Below are 17,226 nucleotides of genomic sequence, written 5' to 3' on the forward strand. Positions count from 1 at the left end.
TCACGCTTAATTATTTTAATTTCCAAGAGATTTGAAAATAAATAAACCTTGTATACACCTCAGAACGGAGCCCATTAGATGTTAAGAATGAAGGGGGAGAGTGAAACCAGCAATGGTACCTGCCCCTTTTTCACTCTTCACCATTAATTCCCCATGATGTAGGTTAATGATATTTTTACAGATGGCTAGCCCTAAACCAACGCCATCTGTATTTTCGTTCTCTTTGTAGAATAAGGTAGCCACATGCTGTATATGATTTTGATCGATTCCTGGTCCTTCATCTTCTATTTCAAACGTGAATCGGGTATTTATCATGTGATAACGGATGAAAACCGTTGAATCCCGATGAGTGTACTTAATCGCATTATCCAGGAGGTTGATCACCACTTGTCGTATACGATTTTTATCGGCAAAGAGCTCGATGCTTTCTTTGCTTTCCAAAACGATGGAGATGCCTTTTCCTTTCCGTTTTTGATCCAGCTGAAGAACGACTTCATTGACCAAACAATCGAAAGAGAATGTCGTAGGGTGAATGGTAAAAGATCCTTTTGAAAACCTTGAAAAGTCCAGCAGTTCCTCGACCATCCCGATCAATCGATCCGTTTCGTTTGAAATGATCTTTAAGCCCGCTTTGTTTTCCTGCACGTTTTGTAAGTCACCGGAGAGGAGTGTTTCACTCCAGCCTTTAATGCTCGTAAGGGGGGTCCGGAGTTCATGGGAAACAGAAGAGATGAACTCATTTTTCATCTTCTCTGTTTTAAGCAGCTCCATTGCCATGTCATTGAAGGACGTGCCCAAGGTTTGAAATTCGTCTTTGTATTGTCCGATAATTCTCGTTTCCAGTTCTCCTTTGGCCAGTTTTTGAGAAGCATTGGTCAGTTCAATCACAGGTTTCGTAATATTACGGGCGAAAAAAGTACTGACAATGAAAACCAGAAGCAAAATGATCAGACCAATAGAAAATAATGAAAGTAAAATCGTTTGGAAATTGTTGTCCAGCGATTCAAGGGAGGTGATAAATCGAATCAATCCGATGGTTTTATTCTTGTCTTTTAAAGTGACTGATACAGCGAGAATATGTTCACCAGTAACCGGATGATCCCCGATCCACGTCCCACTTCCCTTACGAAACGCCTTCTCAATATCTTTGAAATCAGGACTTTTGTCCGGGATAAAACCAGTAGAGGAAGATAACAGATCCCCACGGGCGTTCAGAATTTGTGTTTCCGCTTGAGGAATTGAGAAGTTATTTTGGATAGTAGACAATTCATTCCTCAACGTTAAAGAATTCAGATTCATATATTTACTGGCGAACTGTGATGAGTTGACAGCGTGATTCTTTAGCATGTCTGTTGTGCCATTGTAGTAATAATGATAGATACCGGAAACGAGAATGCCAAGGAACAGGAGGATGGTTAAGGTGATGATGGAGACATTTTGGAGGAGAAGTCTTCTCTTAATCCCCATGCTCATTTTCCTGCAAGCCGTCATTCCAACGGTATCCAAATCCCCAAACTGTCAGGATATAGTGAGGGCGTGAAGGATCGTTTTCGATTTTTTGACGGATTCTCCGTATATTCACATCCACTATTTTAGGATCTCCTGCGTATTGGAGTCCCCATACTTCATCTAGAAGATCATTTCGGGAAATGGCTTCGCCATTCGCCTTAAAGATGATTCTAAGCAATTCATATTCAATCGGAGATAAGTCGATCTTTTTTCCCTGGACGAACAGAAGTCTCTTCTGTTCGTCCAGGGTGAAGGGGGACTTAGCATCCTCCTGGTCATTTTGCATATTCATCCTTCTCAGTAACGCTTCAATTCGGGCGATGAGCTCATTGGGACTAAATGGTTTCGATATATAATCGTCTGCGCCGTTCATCAAACCATGCACTTTATCCATCTCTTGTACTTTGGCCGTCAGCATGATGATCCCTATAGATGGATTCCAATCCCGGATCTCTTTACATGCCTGGAATCCGTTCATTCCAGGAAGCATGACATCGAGCAGAACAACATCGATAGGGGGATGAGCATTTTTGAGAAGGGCGATACCATCCTCTGCATTGCCTGTTTGGAGGACAGCATAACCATATCGCATTAAGTTAATCTCAATAAATCCACGGATTGGCTCTTCGTCTTCTATGATTAAAATGTGCTTCAACTATACACACCTCCATTGGTTCGTTACTTAGGCTGGAATAGACGCTTGCCTACTGCTGCCGAATAGTTTGTTACATAAGTAAATTGATTCGTTTCATATAAAATATTCCATCCTTTAGGAAGAGCTTGCCCTTTGTCGATTGCGTAAACATCAAACAGCACGCTATCATCCTTTTTTGAAAGAAATTTCACATAGCGCCCGTCTTTTGATTCCTCCACTTCTACAGCTGGCCAATCCTGAGGGAGTTCAAATCGATAGAGGTAACTGGCATTGTCGTAATACTTATGAATGAGCTCAGCCTGCTTTTGATCGTTTAGCTGATAATACTCATTGATAAAGGGCATATCAGCATAAGCAAGGCTTTCACTGCTCGCTTCCCTTTGGATGGTGAATTCAATGATACCATCTCCGTTCGAGTCTTCACTATTCACTGCGTAAGCCCTAAAGAGCTCTTCCTGCTTCAGGTTATCTGGTAGAATATTCATCAATTTGTCTTTCCTTACACCAATTATGAATGATGTAGAAGAGTGTGCACCAACACCTGCATCCAGTACGACTCCTTTTAAAGAGGGAGAGATGGAACCTGATGATGAATGATAATAAGGATATACATATGGATCTAACTTCAACTCATCTAAAACACTCACGTTATTCTTGTCGAATTGATAGAGACGAACCGAATGCTCCTGATTTGGAATGAGCGAGGCAAGAAGGATTTCCCCTTTTGTATCATTGGAGAAATTCCCCGAGAAAAACGCACTATACTGTGATTCCATTAGTTTCTTCGGTTTGCCCTTCGAAACGTCGTACACAATCAATGCTTTATCTGACGCATCTTCTGAGAAGGAGAACCCAACCAGAATTTCTTTGAACCCATCATTGTTCAGGTCCATGAATTCCACTTTATGAAGTTCCCTTCCAAGATCCTTCAACTTAAGCGTTTCCTTCCAAGTCCCTTTTTCTTCTTTTAACACGATCGCCTCCATTTGGGAGGTCTGATCTGGAAGTTTATAAAATACGATCAGTTCGTTTGTATGATCCTGATCCAAATCGGCTTCAATCATTTTGTTTGCTTGTTTGTCTTCAATGGGTGAGACCCATTCCGCCTGTGCTGGAACATACTTCCCAATCGCTTGTTTTACTTCCTGCTGTTTGACGGGGAGTTCCGGCGGTTTCAGTAATGATGTACTGGATTGGAATAGTGAGCAACCCGTACACATGGAAAGGCATCCGATTAGGAACAAAACCTTTTTCACTTGTTCATCACATCCTACCTATAGCTTTCATTAGTATAGTGTAAACCCAATCGACAAAAGTAACAAAAAAGTTACAAAAGTCGAGTTTCTTTGTAACCAGGAAGTAACCCTTTTCTCTACATATGCCCCTATCATTAAACGTAACAAGAAAACAGAAAGGTGATCGATATGGGCAGACGAGGAAAAAAAAGAAAATGGATCAAACCCATTGAATTAACTGGAATACTGGGAGTGATCGTGCTCCTCCTCATTCTTTCAACTTCATGGTTGTTGGATATAGGGGAAGCAAAGATTTCCAACGAAACATCGACACATCAAAAAGATGAGAGTCCCAAAGAGACTTCGGCTATAGATCAATCACCAACAAACCCTGACGGTGAAGCTGATAACGAATTGGATGGACAAGAGGTTTCTTTGAAAAATGATAATGCTGGAATCCATTCTAATGAAGAAGGCCCTGTAAAAGGGGAGTCCGATAAAGGAATGGAGACCCCTTCGGATAAGGCGGTTGAACAACAGGTAACAGATAACGAAAAGACCATCTACATCACATTCGATGATGGTCCTAATGAGAATACAGAGGCGATTCTCCAATTGCTTGATCAATATGATGCGAAAGCGACCTTCTTCATGTTGGAACCGAATATGAGAAAATTCAAATATGCCGTCCAACACATGGTTGAAAAGGGGCACAGTGTCGGATCCCATGGGGTCACTCATGATGTATCCCAATTCTATCAATCTAGTGATTCAGTTGTGAGTGAAATGCTGACGGCTCAGTCTACATTAGAGTCGATAACAGGTATCCATAGTGAATTGATCCGCGTACCTTATGGATCTGTTCCTAATATGACACCGGAATATTTGGAAGCGGTGAAGGAAAAAGGATTTACATTATGGGATTGGAATGTGGATAGTGAAGATTGGAAGTTCAATAATGGGCAATATGTCCAAAGTGTCATGAATCAGTTAGCATCTTTTCCATATGGAGATCAGTCGAAAATCATTCTTATGCACGAAAAACATACGACACTTGCCCATCTTGAGTCATTGCTACAAAAACTGACGGCTCAAGGATACAAAATGGAGGCAATAACAGATCAAATGAATCCAGTGACGTTTTAAGAAAGGAGAATCGTGTAGATGAAGTCAAAGTGGAAGATTGTGATTAGTATATTAGCTTTATTGACTGTAACATCAGGAGTCTTTTTATATTTTGTATTTTCAAAGGTAGGTGCTTTCTTTGATGAAACGTATCAACCGATTAAGACGGATACTGAGTCAACGGAGATAGATAAGGGGAAAGAGGCGGAACAAGTTATCCATGTTCTGCTGATGGGTGTGGATGAACGGCCGCATGACAAAGGAAGACCGGACGTGATAATGGTAGCAGAGCTCGATCCTAAATCCAAGCAAACTAAAATCGTGAGTCTTCCAAGGGATACGAAAGTGAACATCCCCGGAAGAAATAAACCAACGAAGCTCAATCATTCCTATACTTATGGAGACGTTCCTTTGACGGTTCAAACGGTACAACAGTTGCTTGACATTTCAATCGATTATTATGTGAAAGTAAATATGAACGGATTTGAAGATATCATGACAGAACTTGGACCACTTACGGTTCAAAATGAACGTGACTTTACGTTCGGTGGACATCATTTTCCAGAAGGAAGAATTGAATTGGGTCAAGATGAAGTTTTGCCATATGTACGGATGAGAAAAGAAGATCCATTAGGGGATGAAGGGCGAAACATTCGCCAGCGTAAGGTGATCGAAGCGGCTGTCGATAAAATCATTGGAGAAAAAGATTTTGCAGGCGCACTGGGGTTACTTGAAGAAATATCTCCGTATCTACAATCGAATCTTCAAGAAAAAGATTTAAAAACGTTGTATACAAACTATCTGCCTTCATTTAACACCATCAAGCAGGAAGAACTGAAGGGTGAAGGAGGACTTGAAGAAGACGGTCTTTGGTACTTTAAAGCTGTAGACCCTACTGCTGTATTTCAATGAGACAAACATCTGCTTGAAAATAAAAGAAGCTAACAACCTTAGACTAGGTCGTTAGCTTCTTTTCCAGTTTAATAAATCGTCATGTGTCGGTTTTTCCCTTTTAAAATTTGGAAGACTCCATAAAGAAATAATCCAAGTGCTACAATCCCAAGCAACCACTGTCCGTATGGTTGCTGAGCGATCTTCGATAAGGCTCCGTCCAACCCTTTTGTTTTATCAGGGTCAGCTGTTATCGCCGTTTGAATAAAGAAATATCCGATCATTAAAAAGACGATTCCCCTTGAGTATAATCCTAGTTTTCCTGTCTTTCTTCCCAATTCCCATTCTTTATTGGTCATTTCATGCCGCTTGAATTTGTTGGTGTATTTTTCAGTATAAGCTTTATGAATCTCATAAAAGGCGAATCCAATGATAATGACTCCGATTATCCCGACAATCCACTGTCCGAAAGGCTGAGCCAATAATTTGGCGGATAAGGTTTGTTTAGATCCCGAACCTGAACCTGAGCTTCTTGCATGCATGGCAATAGACAAGGCATTAAAAGTTAGCGAAGCATAGGCAATCCCACTAATCAGACTACTCAGCCTCCGAAACATGGATTTCCCTCCATTTTTCACGTGTTCCGGATCCAGTACAACTTGAATGAGGCGCCAAAGGACGATTCCGATCAATCCCAGCCCCAAAATCCAGAGAAGGACTTCCCCGAAAGGCTTACTTGCCACTGCAGAAAAGGCACCCTTCGAGTCAGAAGTGCTTCCCCCGATCCCGAACGCGGCCATTACAGATAGTGCCCCTATGAGCATATATACAATTCCTCTTGAGATATATCCAATTCGTGCGAATCCTTTAATCCAAGGTTTTATGTCATCAGCTGAAACAGATGAATCTTTCTTGCCTCCATTTGAAGAGGTGATAGACGACACTCTTTCCATATAGGTTTCTTCCCTTCTGATTCTATATTCACAGTACATATGTATGCTATTCCCTTGGAAGCAATAAAACAAACCATATCAGGTGCAGTAAATGTTGGATGGTTTGAATCAATTTTGCCTGTTTTCCTGAAGTGTTTTTTTATCTGAAACCTATTTACAACGGTTTAGGAGAGGAGTAATATATCTATCATCAAATGAATATTCTTGATCGCTTAATTCATTTTGAAGCGGGGGACCCGAAAGTTTTAAGGGGTGAATCCTTTCTTTTGAAAGGTAGGGCTACTTCCATGACCCGAATCCGTCAGCTAACCCCGTAAGCGTAGTGGGAGAGGATGATACTTGTGATCTGTAACGGATGACCACAGGCTTAGTTCCTGATGGTCTTTTTGCGTTGTTCTTTCTGGAAATAGAGTCATGAACACGTGGTAGTTGGTTAAGCTATAAAAAAGGTTTTGGAGGATTTCACCATGAAAAAGCAGTTTGCTGTTATTGGATTAGGGAGATTTGGAGGGAATCTGGTTCAGGAATTGACTGAGCTGGATGTTGAAGTATTAGCCATTGATATTAACCATGATGTGGTTCAAAGATATATTGATGTTGCCACCCATGCTGTTCAAGCAAACGCGATGGATGAGTCGGTATTGAAATCACTTGGTCTAAGAAACTTTGATCACGTCATAGTTTCCTTTGGGGATAATATAGAAGCAAGTATTCTCACAACACTGCTCTTGAAAGAATTAGGAGTCAAAGAAGTATGGGTAAAAGCGTCGAATTCCTATCATCAGAAAGTGTTGGACCGGATTGGGGCCGATAAGGTCATTCATCCGGAACGTGACATGGCAAGAAGGATTGCCCATCATATCACGTCAGAAAAAATCATTGATTATATCGAATTATCGAAGGAACACAGCATTGTAGAAGTATATGCCTCTAAAAAGGTGGCGAACAAAACCTTAAATGATTTGGACGTCAGGGCGAAATTCGGCTGTAATATCATAGCCATTCACAGGGGGGAAGAAGTCATTGTGTCCCCATCTGCCGACGAAGTGGTCAAAATTGAGGATCTGTTAATCGTTATTGGGCATAATCGGGATATTAATCGATTTGAAAAAGAAGGTGTATAAAGGATGAAACAAAGGGTCATTCGGTTAAGTCCCCCACAACTTCTTGTTGTGACCTTTCTATTTTTCATCATTGTAGGAATGGGATTACTCAAGCTGCCGTTTGCCACCACAGAAGACATCACGTGGCTTGATGCTTTGTTCACCACGACAAGCGCCATGACGGTGACGGGACTCGCAGTCGTCGATACAGGGGGTGCCTTCACATTATTTGGAGAAGTGGTCGTGATGAGCTTGATCCAGATTGGCGGACTCGGGATCATGTCGTTTGCGGTCTTGATTTTTATGATGCTTGGAAGGAAAATCGGGTTTAAAGAACGATTGCTATTACAGCAGGCGCTCAATCAAGCCTCTGTCGGCGGTGTCATCAAGCTTGTGAAGTATTTATTTTTCTTTTCATTTCTCGTTGAAGGTTTAGCCGTCATCATTTTAGCGACCGAATGGGTCCCAGAGTTTGGATGGAGACATGGGTTGTACGTCAGCGTATTTCATTCAATCTCCGCCTTCAACAATGCCGGATTTTCCTTGTGGTCCGATAGCTTAATGGGGTACGCAGGAAGCCCTGTCGTGAATTTGACGATTTCGTTTCTCTTTATAGTAGGAGGAATTGGTTTCACCGTTTTAGTGGACCTGTGGAAATCGAAAACGATTCGAAGATTGTCGCTGCATACGAAAATCATGTTACTCGGTACCTTTATCATCAACGTCATCGCATTTATGATGATTTTCGTTCTGGAGTATAATAACCCGAATACACTGGCTCAGTTGCCGCTTCCTGATAAACTATTCGCTTCCTATTTTCAAGCGGTCACTCCCCGTACGGCGGGTTTCAATTCACTTGATTATGGAAGTATGGAACGATCCACCCTGCTTCTCACAATCCTGTTGATGTTCATCGGGGCCGGCAGTGCATCAACAGGAGGGGGAATCAAACTGACCACCTTTGTTGTGATTTCATTGAGTGTGTTCGCTTTCTTGAAAGATAAAAAGGAGATTCGTATTTTCCGTCGCACTATTGGTCAAATGCACATTTTCAAAGCGTTGGCTATTTCCATGATCAGTGTCCTCCTTATTTTTACTGCCCTGTTCTTTCTGGATATGACGGAAAGGGATACTTCCTTTCTTGCACTTGTCTTTGAAGTAGTATCTGCCTTTGGAACAGTGGGGCTGTCCATGGGGATAACCGCATCCCTTTCTGCGGTAGGAAAATGGATCATCATTGTGGTGATGTTCACCGGGAAGCTGGGACCTCTCACACTGGCCTTCTCACTATCGAGACCGGACAAAGAAAAGATTCGCTATCCAAAAGAAGATATTTTAACAGGTTAATAGGGATGAATTCGGTTTTCTTACTTTGCCTTTTGAAGGTGAGTAGGGAAGCCTTTTTTTGCGGTTAGAATATCTGGCAAAAAGACAGTGGTAGTTGACTTCCGCTTCAATTAACTTTCTCAGGATGAGTGTCTGAATAAAGACTAAAATAAAAACAACAAAGAAACAATCCATACTCACGCATAAGGCTAAAAACAGTTCTGTTAAGCGTTTTCATCACATGTCTTTACTATTGACGAAACCCGGTAACGCCATTATACTGTTGAAAAATTCTGAACTTTTGGTGGTGCTATTGTTGAAGCGAGTTTATAATTTTTCTGCTGGTCCTGCTGTGTTACCTGAGCCTGTTCTGAGAAAGGTTCAAGGCGAGTTATTGAATTATGGAGAAACGGGCATGTCCGTGATGGAATTGAGTCATCGGTCAGCCCCCTTTCAAACAATACTAGAAGAAGCTCAAAGATTACTTCGTGAGTTGCTTTCGATCCCTGATGACTATCACGTTGTGTTTATGCAAGGTGGAGCTTCGCTGCAATTTTCCATGATTCCTCTTAATCTGTTGGCATCTCATGGAGAGGCTGACTATATCCTGACGGGTAGCTGGTCTAAGAAGGCAGTCCATGAAGCAGAGAAAAGAGGGAAGGTCCGAACGTTATCACCTGCAGGACTGTTTGAGATTCCTGCCTATACACCAGAAGATTTCTCACCACAATCCAGGTATGTACATATGACATCCAATAATACAATTGAAGGAACCCGTTTCCATGAGTGGCCTGATACAGGTGGCATTCCATTGGTAGCAGATATGTCTTCCCATCTTCTTTCTGAGAAAATAGACGTTTCCTCCTTCGGGCTCATCTACGCAGGAGCTCAAAAGAATTTAGGTCCTTCAGGTGTAACGGTCGCCATCATTCACGATAGTCTCGTTGGTCAGGCACCGGAATCTTGCCCGACCATGCTCAATTACGAGACGTATGTGAAGCATGATTCTCTCTTTAATACGCCGCCTACCTTTTCCATCTACGTGTTGAAGCTTGTACTAGAGTGGGTGAGGGAGAATGGTGGAGTGGAAGGGATGCAGGCTCGAAATGAAGAAAAGGCCGGTCTTTTATATCGTTGTATTGATGAATCAACTCTTTTCCACAACCCTGTACCAGAAAAGAACCGTTCCCTGATGAACATTCCTTTCTCAACTGATAATGAAGAACTAAACGCTCGCTTTTTAGATAAAGCCAAAGCGGCCGGATTTGAGTTTTTGAAAGGGCATCGTTCCGTGGGAGGGATGAGGGCAAGCCTGTACAATGCCATGCCTCTTGAAGGTGTGGAAGCACTCGTCGATTTCATGCGAAAATTTGAATCTGATCAAGGAGGATTATGAGAATGATTTCAATTAATACCTACAACGCCATCAGCCAAAGTGGACTTTCACTGATCGAGGATGACCTGAATTATCATCTGAACGGAAATGGGGACCCGGATGGAATCCTCGTCAGATCCAAAAACCTTCATGATTATGATTTTCCGGCCTCCGTCAAAGGGATCGCCCGTGCCGGGGCAGGGGTGAACAATATCCCCCTCGACTTCTGTACGGAAAATGGAATTGTCGTCTTTAATACGCCTGGTGCCAATGCCAATGCTGTAAAAGAGCTCGTCCTGGCTAATTTGATCGCCTCTGCCCGTAACCTATATTCTGCTGTTGGCTGGACAAACTCGTTAAAAGCGTCAGAAGATGATGTCCCTGGGATCGTGGAAGCAAAGAAAAAGGAATTCGTAGGAAGTGAAATTAAAGGGAAAAAACTTGGGGTCGTAGGCTTGGGCGCGATTGGTGTACTCGTTGCCAATGATGCCCTCGCACTCGGAATGGATGTTGTTGCGTATGATCCATTTATCTCTGTCGATGCCGCATGGCGCTTATCGCAAGATGTGAAACGGGCTCATCAGATTGAAGAGGTGTGGTCAGAATGTGATTTTGTGACACTGCACATTCCGCTGACAGACAAAACTACGGGCTTTGTAAGCGAAGAAGCCTTTAAGAAAATGAAAAAAGGTATGACGATCTTAAACTTTTCAAGAGGAGAGCTTGTAGAGGAAGATTCTCTTTCATCTGCATTGGAATCAGATATTGTCCGAAAATACGTAACGGACTTTCCGAATAACAAGGTACTCGGCATGAAAAATGTCGTGCCTGTGCCTCACCTCGGTGCCTCTACGGTTGAATCAGAAGAGAATTGTGCCATCATGGCAACGAAGCAGCTGAAAACCTATCTTGAAACGGGGAATATCAAGCACGCTGTTAACCTTCCGGATGTGGAACTTCCATATAGCGGGAAAATGCGGGTGACCGTCATGCATCAAAATATCCCGAACATGGTGGGGCAGATCGCCACGGTTCTATCTGGATATGCAGTGAACATCGCAGACATGATCAATCGAAGTAAACTCACCTGGGCCTATACGATGATTGACCTTGATCAAAAGCTTTCAGAAGAAGAACAAGTAGACGTCAAACAAAAAATGAAAAACATCACCGGCGTCGTTTCCGTACGTCTTATTTAAAGTGACAAACACTCCCTTATAAAATGAGGGAGTGTTTTCGTAATGAAAGTAATCCCGGTTATGATGGTAAATGATAGACAAGCAATCGGCACGTATGAATACCCTCCAAAATACCATATTAGTAAGAGAAGTAGAAAAGGAAAAGCCACGAATCTTTGCAAAAGGCGGACTCTCCTTGATACTATTTTCATAAAGTAAAAAAGATCATTGAGAGGAGATACTATGGGAATCCATCATTATTTCAAAAGCTTATCCGACCTGGAAACACTCACTCGCTGTCCGGGTCGATTCAAATATCACGAGCATAACGTTGCCAGTCACTCATTTAAAGTAACAAAAATTGCTCAATTCCTTGCAACAGTGGAGGAACAAGAGGGGAAAGAACTGGATTGGAAAGCACTGTACGAAAAAGCTTTGAACCATGACTATGCGGAGCTGTTCACAGGGGACATCAAAACGCCTGTGAAATATGCATCGGGAAAGTTGAGGGAACTCTTTAGCCAAGTGGAGGAGCAGATGGTGAATAAGTTCATTACGACAGAGTTTCCTCCACAATTCCAGGAAGTGTACAGGGAACGATTTAAGGAAGGGAAGGACGAGACCTTGGAAGGAAGAATTTTATCTGTAGCAGATAAAATTGATCTTCTATATGAATCGTTTGGAGAAATCCAAAAGGGAAATCCTGAGCCTTTGTTTATTGAAATTTATCAAGAAGCGCTAACTACGATCGTAAAATTCAAAGACATGGCTTGCGTTCAGTACTTCCTGGAATATATTCTTCCCGATATGCTTTCTGAGAAATTCATCCCGCATAGTGAGTTGAAGGAACGGACCCAGAAATTGATTCAAGAGGGGGATAAGTAGGACGCCCCCTTTCCAGATAGGGGAAACTTCGGTAGAATATGTGGTATTGCCTTATCTATTGAGGAGAGTTGAACGTGTCCAAAATTATTTTAGCCTTATTTCTACCAGGATTGCTTGTCGTTCTGTTCACACGGGTGACATATAATCATTACGTCGGACTGATCTTAACCGTTGCCCTCATTGCTGCTTCTGTGTCTAAGGGGTATACGGATTCTTGGTTACTCATTATCATAGACGCGGCTTCGTTGACTGTCGGATTTTGGTATAGTGACCGGATGATGAAGAAAGCGAAGAGAAGTGCATGATGAATTGAAACACTTTTAAAAAAACAAAGTCTCCCTTTTTAAGACGGGAGACTTTGTTTTTTTACTGTTTATCAGAAATGTGGTGGTGTTTGTGTTTTTGTTTGTGAGAAGTCACAACATCCACATCGCTTGCTCTCACAAAGGCAAGGCGATGATTGAGATGGATAAGGTAAAACTCATCATCCCCCCATACAATCTTATGGGTCGTTTCCGGATTGTACGTATAAACAGGAGCACTATAGTAGCTGCCTTTAACTTTCTCCGTGGCTACATAGTTTTGACCAGGACTAAGGGTGTATTGTAGCGGAGACATCTCTCTTACTGGAATGTCACCTGGAAACGCTTCTGCTTCCGGATAGGCAACGCCATAAACGGGAATTCCTGTTTTTCCTTCTTTAGGGGTGACCACAATCCCAGAGCCTTTTGTGGTATTTGTCCCTTTCGGATTATAGAACCATGCTTTTTGTCCACCATACCAAATCGCTGTCCAATTCCCTTGTTCTTCTGCTTTGTAAAAGGTTTGTCCTGTTACGGCTTTATTGCCCCAATTGGACGCATCCAATGGTTGTGCTTCAGGGATGGCGGCATCTTTAATGAGTGGTGCGTCAAAGCTTGGTGATGTATACAAGTACACAAAGTTCGCAGATTGCTGGGGTACAGGCTCACCAGAAGGAGTCTGAAGAATCGGTTGATTCGTATTGAAATTCGGTCGCATTTGTACGATATCCTTTTGTCGCTTTCCTGATTCCAGTGGTGCCCCAAGAACTTGCATATAATGTGCCCAATCCCAGAATGGACCTGGATCCCAGTGCATTGTTGGCTGTCTCGTTTCGGATGTTCCCGGCACTTCATCATGGGCGATGATGTGGTCGCGATCTAATGGGATATTGTATTCTTTGGACAGATGCTTTACTAAACGTGCTGATGCATGGTACAACTGCTCGTTATACCACGCAGCCCCTTCAATGGCGATCCCTTCATGCTCGATCCCGATGCTCTTGGAGTTGAAATACCAGTTTCCCGCGTGCCAGGCAATATCTTTGTTGTCTACCATTTGAGTGATATCACCATCAGAAGAGCGAATGACATAGTGAGCAGAAGCCTGGGTCCATTCACGTTGAAACACGGTTTTAGTTAAATCATAGCTGATTTCCGTGTCGTGAAGCACGATGTACTTGATCTCTTGGTTGTCATTTGGACGGTTCCCGATGTCGTAGTTTCCATAGGACCATTCATACAATGTCCCGTCGTGGTCGATTTTCTTGTATGCAGCTGGAACGTAGTGGCATGCAAGACGTTTCGGACAATCGGCTTGAGTATCTTCCGGATGCTTTTTTAGGTTTAGTGCATTGATGCTTTCTTTATTTGGATTGGTTTGTTTTGGGCTTAAAGTAATGGAATATCCATCCTCGGTGTGTTTCACCGCCCCGTTGTTGATTGTTTCATACACACGATCAGCAAAATCTATTGCTCCTGTATAGTCAGAAGAACCACTGTATTCAGCGACTGCTCCATACCAGTTTTCGATGTCTGTTGGGGAAGCCCCGACTGTTTGTTTGGCATATTTTGCGAGTAATGCAGCAGCTCCACGAATGTTTTGCTTTTTATCTTGCTTCAGTGTTTCTGGTGGAAGAGAAAGTAAATCTGCTGCCATAGTCAATGTATGAAGACCCGGATCATCGATGACTAATGTCGATCTCGTTTCAGTGGCTGGGCCTTCCATCATTTGAGGATCCTGTGATGTGTCTTCCTTTCCGGCTTGATATAAATGAAGCTGGTGCTCCAAAGCTTCAGGATCTTTTAGCCTATCAATATTGACGTCTGTCAGGTGCATCAATCCGTAACCTCCCGACGCACTTGGTTTTCCGCCATGATGCTCCCATAAGGACATGTTATAACCCACTGCAAGCAAGATTTCAACCGGTACGTTAAATTCTTGTGCGGCTTGAGCGAACGCTTCCTGTAACTCGAGTGAATCGACCGTTTCGGCATAAGCCATTCCTTGAGAAGGAAAGGATGGTGACATTGGTGAAAAGGTGGAACTGAATAATAAGCCGGTTAAACTGAGACTTCCTGCGAATTTCAACCATTTAGACTTTTTCATACATTCCTCCTGTACACTATGTATTTTTAGTAGAGCATATAGAAAAGCTTATAAAATAGTAGACTGAATAGTCAATCTATTATTAGGTATATGCCTAGATGAATATTTAAGGAAAGGCGACCTTTCTGGATTGTGGATAAAGAGAGAATTATGTGAATAACATTACAATTCATTGGGTTATTCACAGTTTGAAACCGGAAACATAAGAATTGTTCACAAGAAATTTGACGAAATGTGAATAAGTTTAGAGATTTTCCACAAGTAATAGGCACTTATGCACATAGTTATACACAGGGTGTGTATAGATTCCCTCGTATTCTGTCGAAATCATGGTTTTCAGCGCGCATATTTTGTCGAAACACCATTTTGTATCAATAACGTGAGTACCGTTGAATCTTATCCACACCTTGCGAAAAACTTGTTACGAAGTGAGATCATGATGACACAAGAAAAAAACGAACTTTTGTTCGCTTATTATTGGTTAATATTGTGCTGAATGTGGTAGAATGTGTATAGATGAATGGACAGTGTTTAAGTTGGGTATAGGTAGGTAAATACAAGGTAGCAGCCCTTTATTATTAGGAGGTTTCACGGTGAAAGATCAATTTGAGCTCAAGTCTAAATATAAGCCCGAGGGAGATCAGCCTCTGGCAATTGAGAAATTAGTACAAGGCATTAATGAGGGGAAGCGTCATCAAACCTTACTTGGAGCAACAGGAACAGGGAAGACATTCACTGTATCCAATGTAATCAAGCAGGTTGAGAAGCCGACCCTCATCATTGCTCACAATAAAACATTGGCAGGACAACTCTACAGTGAATTTAAAGAGTTCTTTCCTGATAATGCCGTTGAGTATTTTGTAAGTTACTATGATTACTATCAGCCTGAAGCATATGTTCCACAAACGGATACGTTTATTGAGAAGGATTCAAGCATCAATGATGAAATCGATAAACTAAGACACTCTGCCACATCTTCCTTGTTTGAGCGGAAAGATGTCATCATTATTGCCAGCGTCTCTTGTATTTACGGTTTAGGTAATCCGGAAGAATATAAAGAGCTCGTTCTATCTTTACGAGTAGGAATGGAAATCGAACGGAACCAACTACTCAGAAAGCTTGTGGATATCCAATATGAACGAAATGACATCGACTTTCAGCGTGGAACGTTCCGAGTACGTGGAGATGTTGTGGAGATTTTCCCTGCTTCCCGTGATGAACACTGTATGCGTGTAGAGTTTTTCGGAGATGAAATTGACCGGATCCGTGAAGTGGATGCCCTGACCGGTGAGATCATAGGAGACCGTGATCATATGAGATTATTCCCGGCATCCCACTTCGTAACCCGCCAGGAGAAATTGGAGGTTGCCGTCAAGAATATCGAAAAAGAACTTGAAGAGCAATTAGCCATCATGAAAGAAGAGAATAAACTGCTCGAGGCCCAGCGTTTAGAGCAGAGGACCCGTTATGATCTGGAAATGATGATGGAGATGGGCTTTTGCTCAGGAATTGAGAACTACTCCCGACACCTTACACTCAGACCGGCCGGATCGACTCCCTATACTCTATTGGACTATTTTCCCGATGACTTTCTGATTGTAGTCGATGAGTCTCATGTAACGTTACCTCAAATCCGGGGGATGTTCAACGGGGACCAAGCACGGAAGAAAGTGCTGGTGGATCATGGATTCCGCCTGCCGTCAGCTATGGACAATCGTCCGCTTCGATTCGAAGAGTTTGACAAGAAAACAAAACAGCTTCTCTATGTTTCTGCCACACCTGGTCCATATGAATTGGAGCATAGCCCTGAAATGGTAGAGCAGATTATTCGCCCGACAGGCTTGTTAGACCCGATCATCGAGGTTCGTCCTATTGAAGGACAGATCGATGATTTATTAGGAGAAATCAATGAACGTATCGAGAAAAACGAACGTGTTCTTGTGACGACGTTAACTAAGAAAATGTCCGAGGACCTGTCTGCCTATTTAAAGGAAATGGGTATCAAGGTTCAATACCTCCATTCGGAAATTAAGACATTGGAACGAATTGAAATTATTCGGGATCTCCGCTTAGGAAAGTATGATGTATTAGTGGGAATTAACCTGCTCCGTGAAGGATTGGACATTCCAGAAGTTTCACTCGTGACAATATTGGATGCTGATAAAGAGGGATTCCTCCGTTCTGAGCGTGCCCTTATCCAGACTATCGGACGTGCGGCCCGTAACAGTAACGGAAGGGTCATCATGTACGCCAATAAAATTACAGACTCTATGCGAAAAGCTCTGGACGAAACAGATCGTCGCCGGACGATGCAAGAGGAATACAATCTAAAACACGGGGTGACCCCGACTACCATCCAGAAAGACATTCGAGACGTCATCAGGGCGACTCGTACCGCAGAAGATGAAGAGGTTTACGGGGGAGAGCATACAAAAGTCTCGAAGATGTCTAAACCGGAGCGACAAAAACTTATTGCTAGCTTAGAAGTGGAAATGAAGGAAGCGGCCAAGGCATTAGACTTTGAGCGCGCAGCACAGCTTCGTGATACCATTCTTGAGCTCAAGGCGGAAGGATGAACGAAT

Annotated in this window: 14 protein-coding genes and 1 riboswitch; of the genes, 9 read left to right on the top strand and 5 right to left on the bottom strand. The window is 42.5% G+C overall.

The window, feature by feature from the left end; all coding sequences use genetic code 11:
• Nucleotides 1-81: 81 nt before the first annotated feature.
• Genes FGG79_RS15765 through FGG79_RS15775 form a run of 3 tightly spaced genes read right to left on the bottom strand, consistent with a single transcriptional unit; the run spans nt 82 to nt 3,420 of the window.
• The gene (locus FGG79_RS15765) at nt 82-1,467 is read right to left on the bottom strand and encodes a sensor histidine kinase (RefSeq protein ID WP_171050974.1); all 1,386 of its coding nucleotides are present in this window, start codon (nt 1,465-1,467) and stop codon (nt 82-84) included.
• Nucleotides 1,457-2,164, bottom strand: a complete 708-nt coding sequence (locus FGG79_RS15770; RefSeq protein ID WP_138780056.1) for a response regulator transcription factor — start codon at nt 2,162-2,164, stop codon at nt 1,457-1,459. Before FGG79_RS15770 ends, FGG79_RS15765 begins: the two co-directional genes overlap by 11 nt.
• Before the next feature lie 23 nt (nt 2,165-2,187).
• A complete protein-coding gene (locus FGG79_RS15775; RefSeq protein WP_138780058.1) occupies nt 2,188-3,420 on the bottom strand; it encodes a hypothetical protein in 1,233 nt (410 codons plus the stop codon).
• A 168-nt stretch (nt 3,421-3,588) separates the two neighbouring features.
• Between FGG79_RS15775 and FGG79_RS15780 the strand changes: the two genes are divergently transcribed.
• Nucleotides 3,589-4,545, top strand: coding sequence for a polysaccharide deacetylase family protein (locus FGG79_RS15780; RefSeq protein ID WP_138780060.1), 957 nt, complete (start codon nt 3,589-3,591; stop codon nt 4,543-4,545).
• An 18-nt stretch (nt 4,546-4,563) separates the two neighbouring features.
• The gene (locus tag FGG79_RS15785; RefSeq protein WP_138780062.1) at nt 4,564-5,436 is read left to right on the top strand and encodes an LCP family glycopolymer transferase; all 873 of its coding nucleotides are present in this window, start codon (nt 4,564-4,566) and stop codon (nt 5,434-5,436) included.
• A 68-nt stretch (nt 5,437-5,504) separates the two neighbouring features.
• On the opposite strand, the gene FGG79_RS15790 is transcribed toward FGG79_RS15785, so the two are convergent.
• A complete protein-coding gene (locus FGG79_RS15790; protein WP_138780064.1) occupies nt 5,505-6,368 on the bottom strand; it encodes a DUF1206 domain-containing protein in 864 nt (287 codons plus the stop codon).
• Nucleotides 6,369-6,567: 199 nt separating this feature from the next.
• Nucleotides 6,568-6,704: riboswitch (cyclic di-AMP (ydaO/yuaA leader) on the top strand.
• Nucleotides 6,705-6,835: 131 nt separating this feature from the next.
• Here FGG79_RS15790 and FGG79_RS15795 point away from each other — a divergent pair.
• The 6 genes from FGG79_RS15795 (at nt 6,836) to FGG79_RS15820 (ending at nt 12,540) form a co-directional block, all read left to right on the top strand.
• Nucleotides 6,836-7,492, top strand: a complete 657-nt coding sequence (locus FGG79_RS15795; RefSeq protein WP_138780066.1) for a potassium channel family protein — start codon at nt 6,836-6,838, stop codon at nt 7,490-7,492.
• Between the two features lie 3 nt (nt 7,493-7,495).
• On the top strand, nt 7,496-8,818 hold the full coding sequence (locus FGG79_RS15800; protein WP_138780068.1) for a TrkH family potassium uptake protein: 1,323 nt from the start codon (nt 7,496-7,498) through the stop codon (nt 8,816-8,818).
• 295 nt (nt 8,819-9,113) lie between these two features.
• Nucleotides 9,114-10,193 (top strand): 3-phosphoserine/phosphohydroxythreonine transaminase, encoded by a 1,080-nt coding sequence (gene serC / locus FGG79_RS15805; protein ID WP_138780070.1) that lies wholly within the window; start codon nt 9,114-9,116, stop codon nt 10,191-10,193.
• A gap of 2 nt (nt 10,194-10,195) precedes the next feature.
• Entirely contained in the window at nt 10,196-11,371 is a 1,176-nt protein-coding gene (locus tag FGG79_RS15810) for a phosphoglycerate dehydrogenase (RefSeq protein ID WP_138780072.1), read from the top strand.
• Nucleotides 11,372-11,593: 222 nt separating this feature from the next.
• On the top strand, nt 11,594-12,235 hold the full coding sequence (locus FGG79_RS15815; protein WP_138780074.1) for an HD domain-containing protein: 642 nt from the start codon (nt 11,594-11,596) through the stop codon (nt 12,233-12,235).
• 74 nt (nt 12,236-12,309) lie between these two features.
• Nucleotides 12,310-12,540 carry a CsbA family protein gene (locus tag FGG79_RS15820; protein WP_138780076.1) on the top strand — a complete coding sequence of 77 codons (231 nt, stop codon included), beginning with the start codon at nt 12,310-12,312 and terminating at the stop codon, nt 12,538-12,540.
• A 61-nt stretch (nt 12,541-12,601) separates the two neighbouring features.
• Here the strand turns inward: FGG79_RS15820 and FGG79_RS15825 are convergent, their stop codons facing one another.
• On the bottom strand, nt 12,602-14,644 hold the full coding sequence (locus FGG79_RS15825) for an N-acetylmuramoyl-L-alanine amidase (protein WP_138780078.1): 2,043 nt from the start codon (nt 14,642-14,644) through the stop codon (nt 12,602-12,604).
• Between the two features lie 593 nt (nt 14,645-15,237).
• Between FGG79_RS15825 and uvrB the strand changes: the two genes are divergently transcribed.
• On the top strand, nt 15,238-17,220 hold the full coding sequence (gene uvrB, locus FGG79_RS15830; protein WP_138780080.1) for an excinuclease ABC subunit UvrB: 1,983 nt from the start codon (nt 15,238-15,240) through the stop codon (nt 17,218-17,220).
• Nucleotides 17,221-17,226 lie beyond the last annotated feature (6 nt).

It is taken from the genome of Bacillus sp. BHET2, from assembly GCF_005938125.1.
Lineage (GTDB): Bacteria > Bacillota > Bacilli > Bacillales > Bacillaceae_B > Rossellomorea.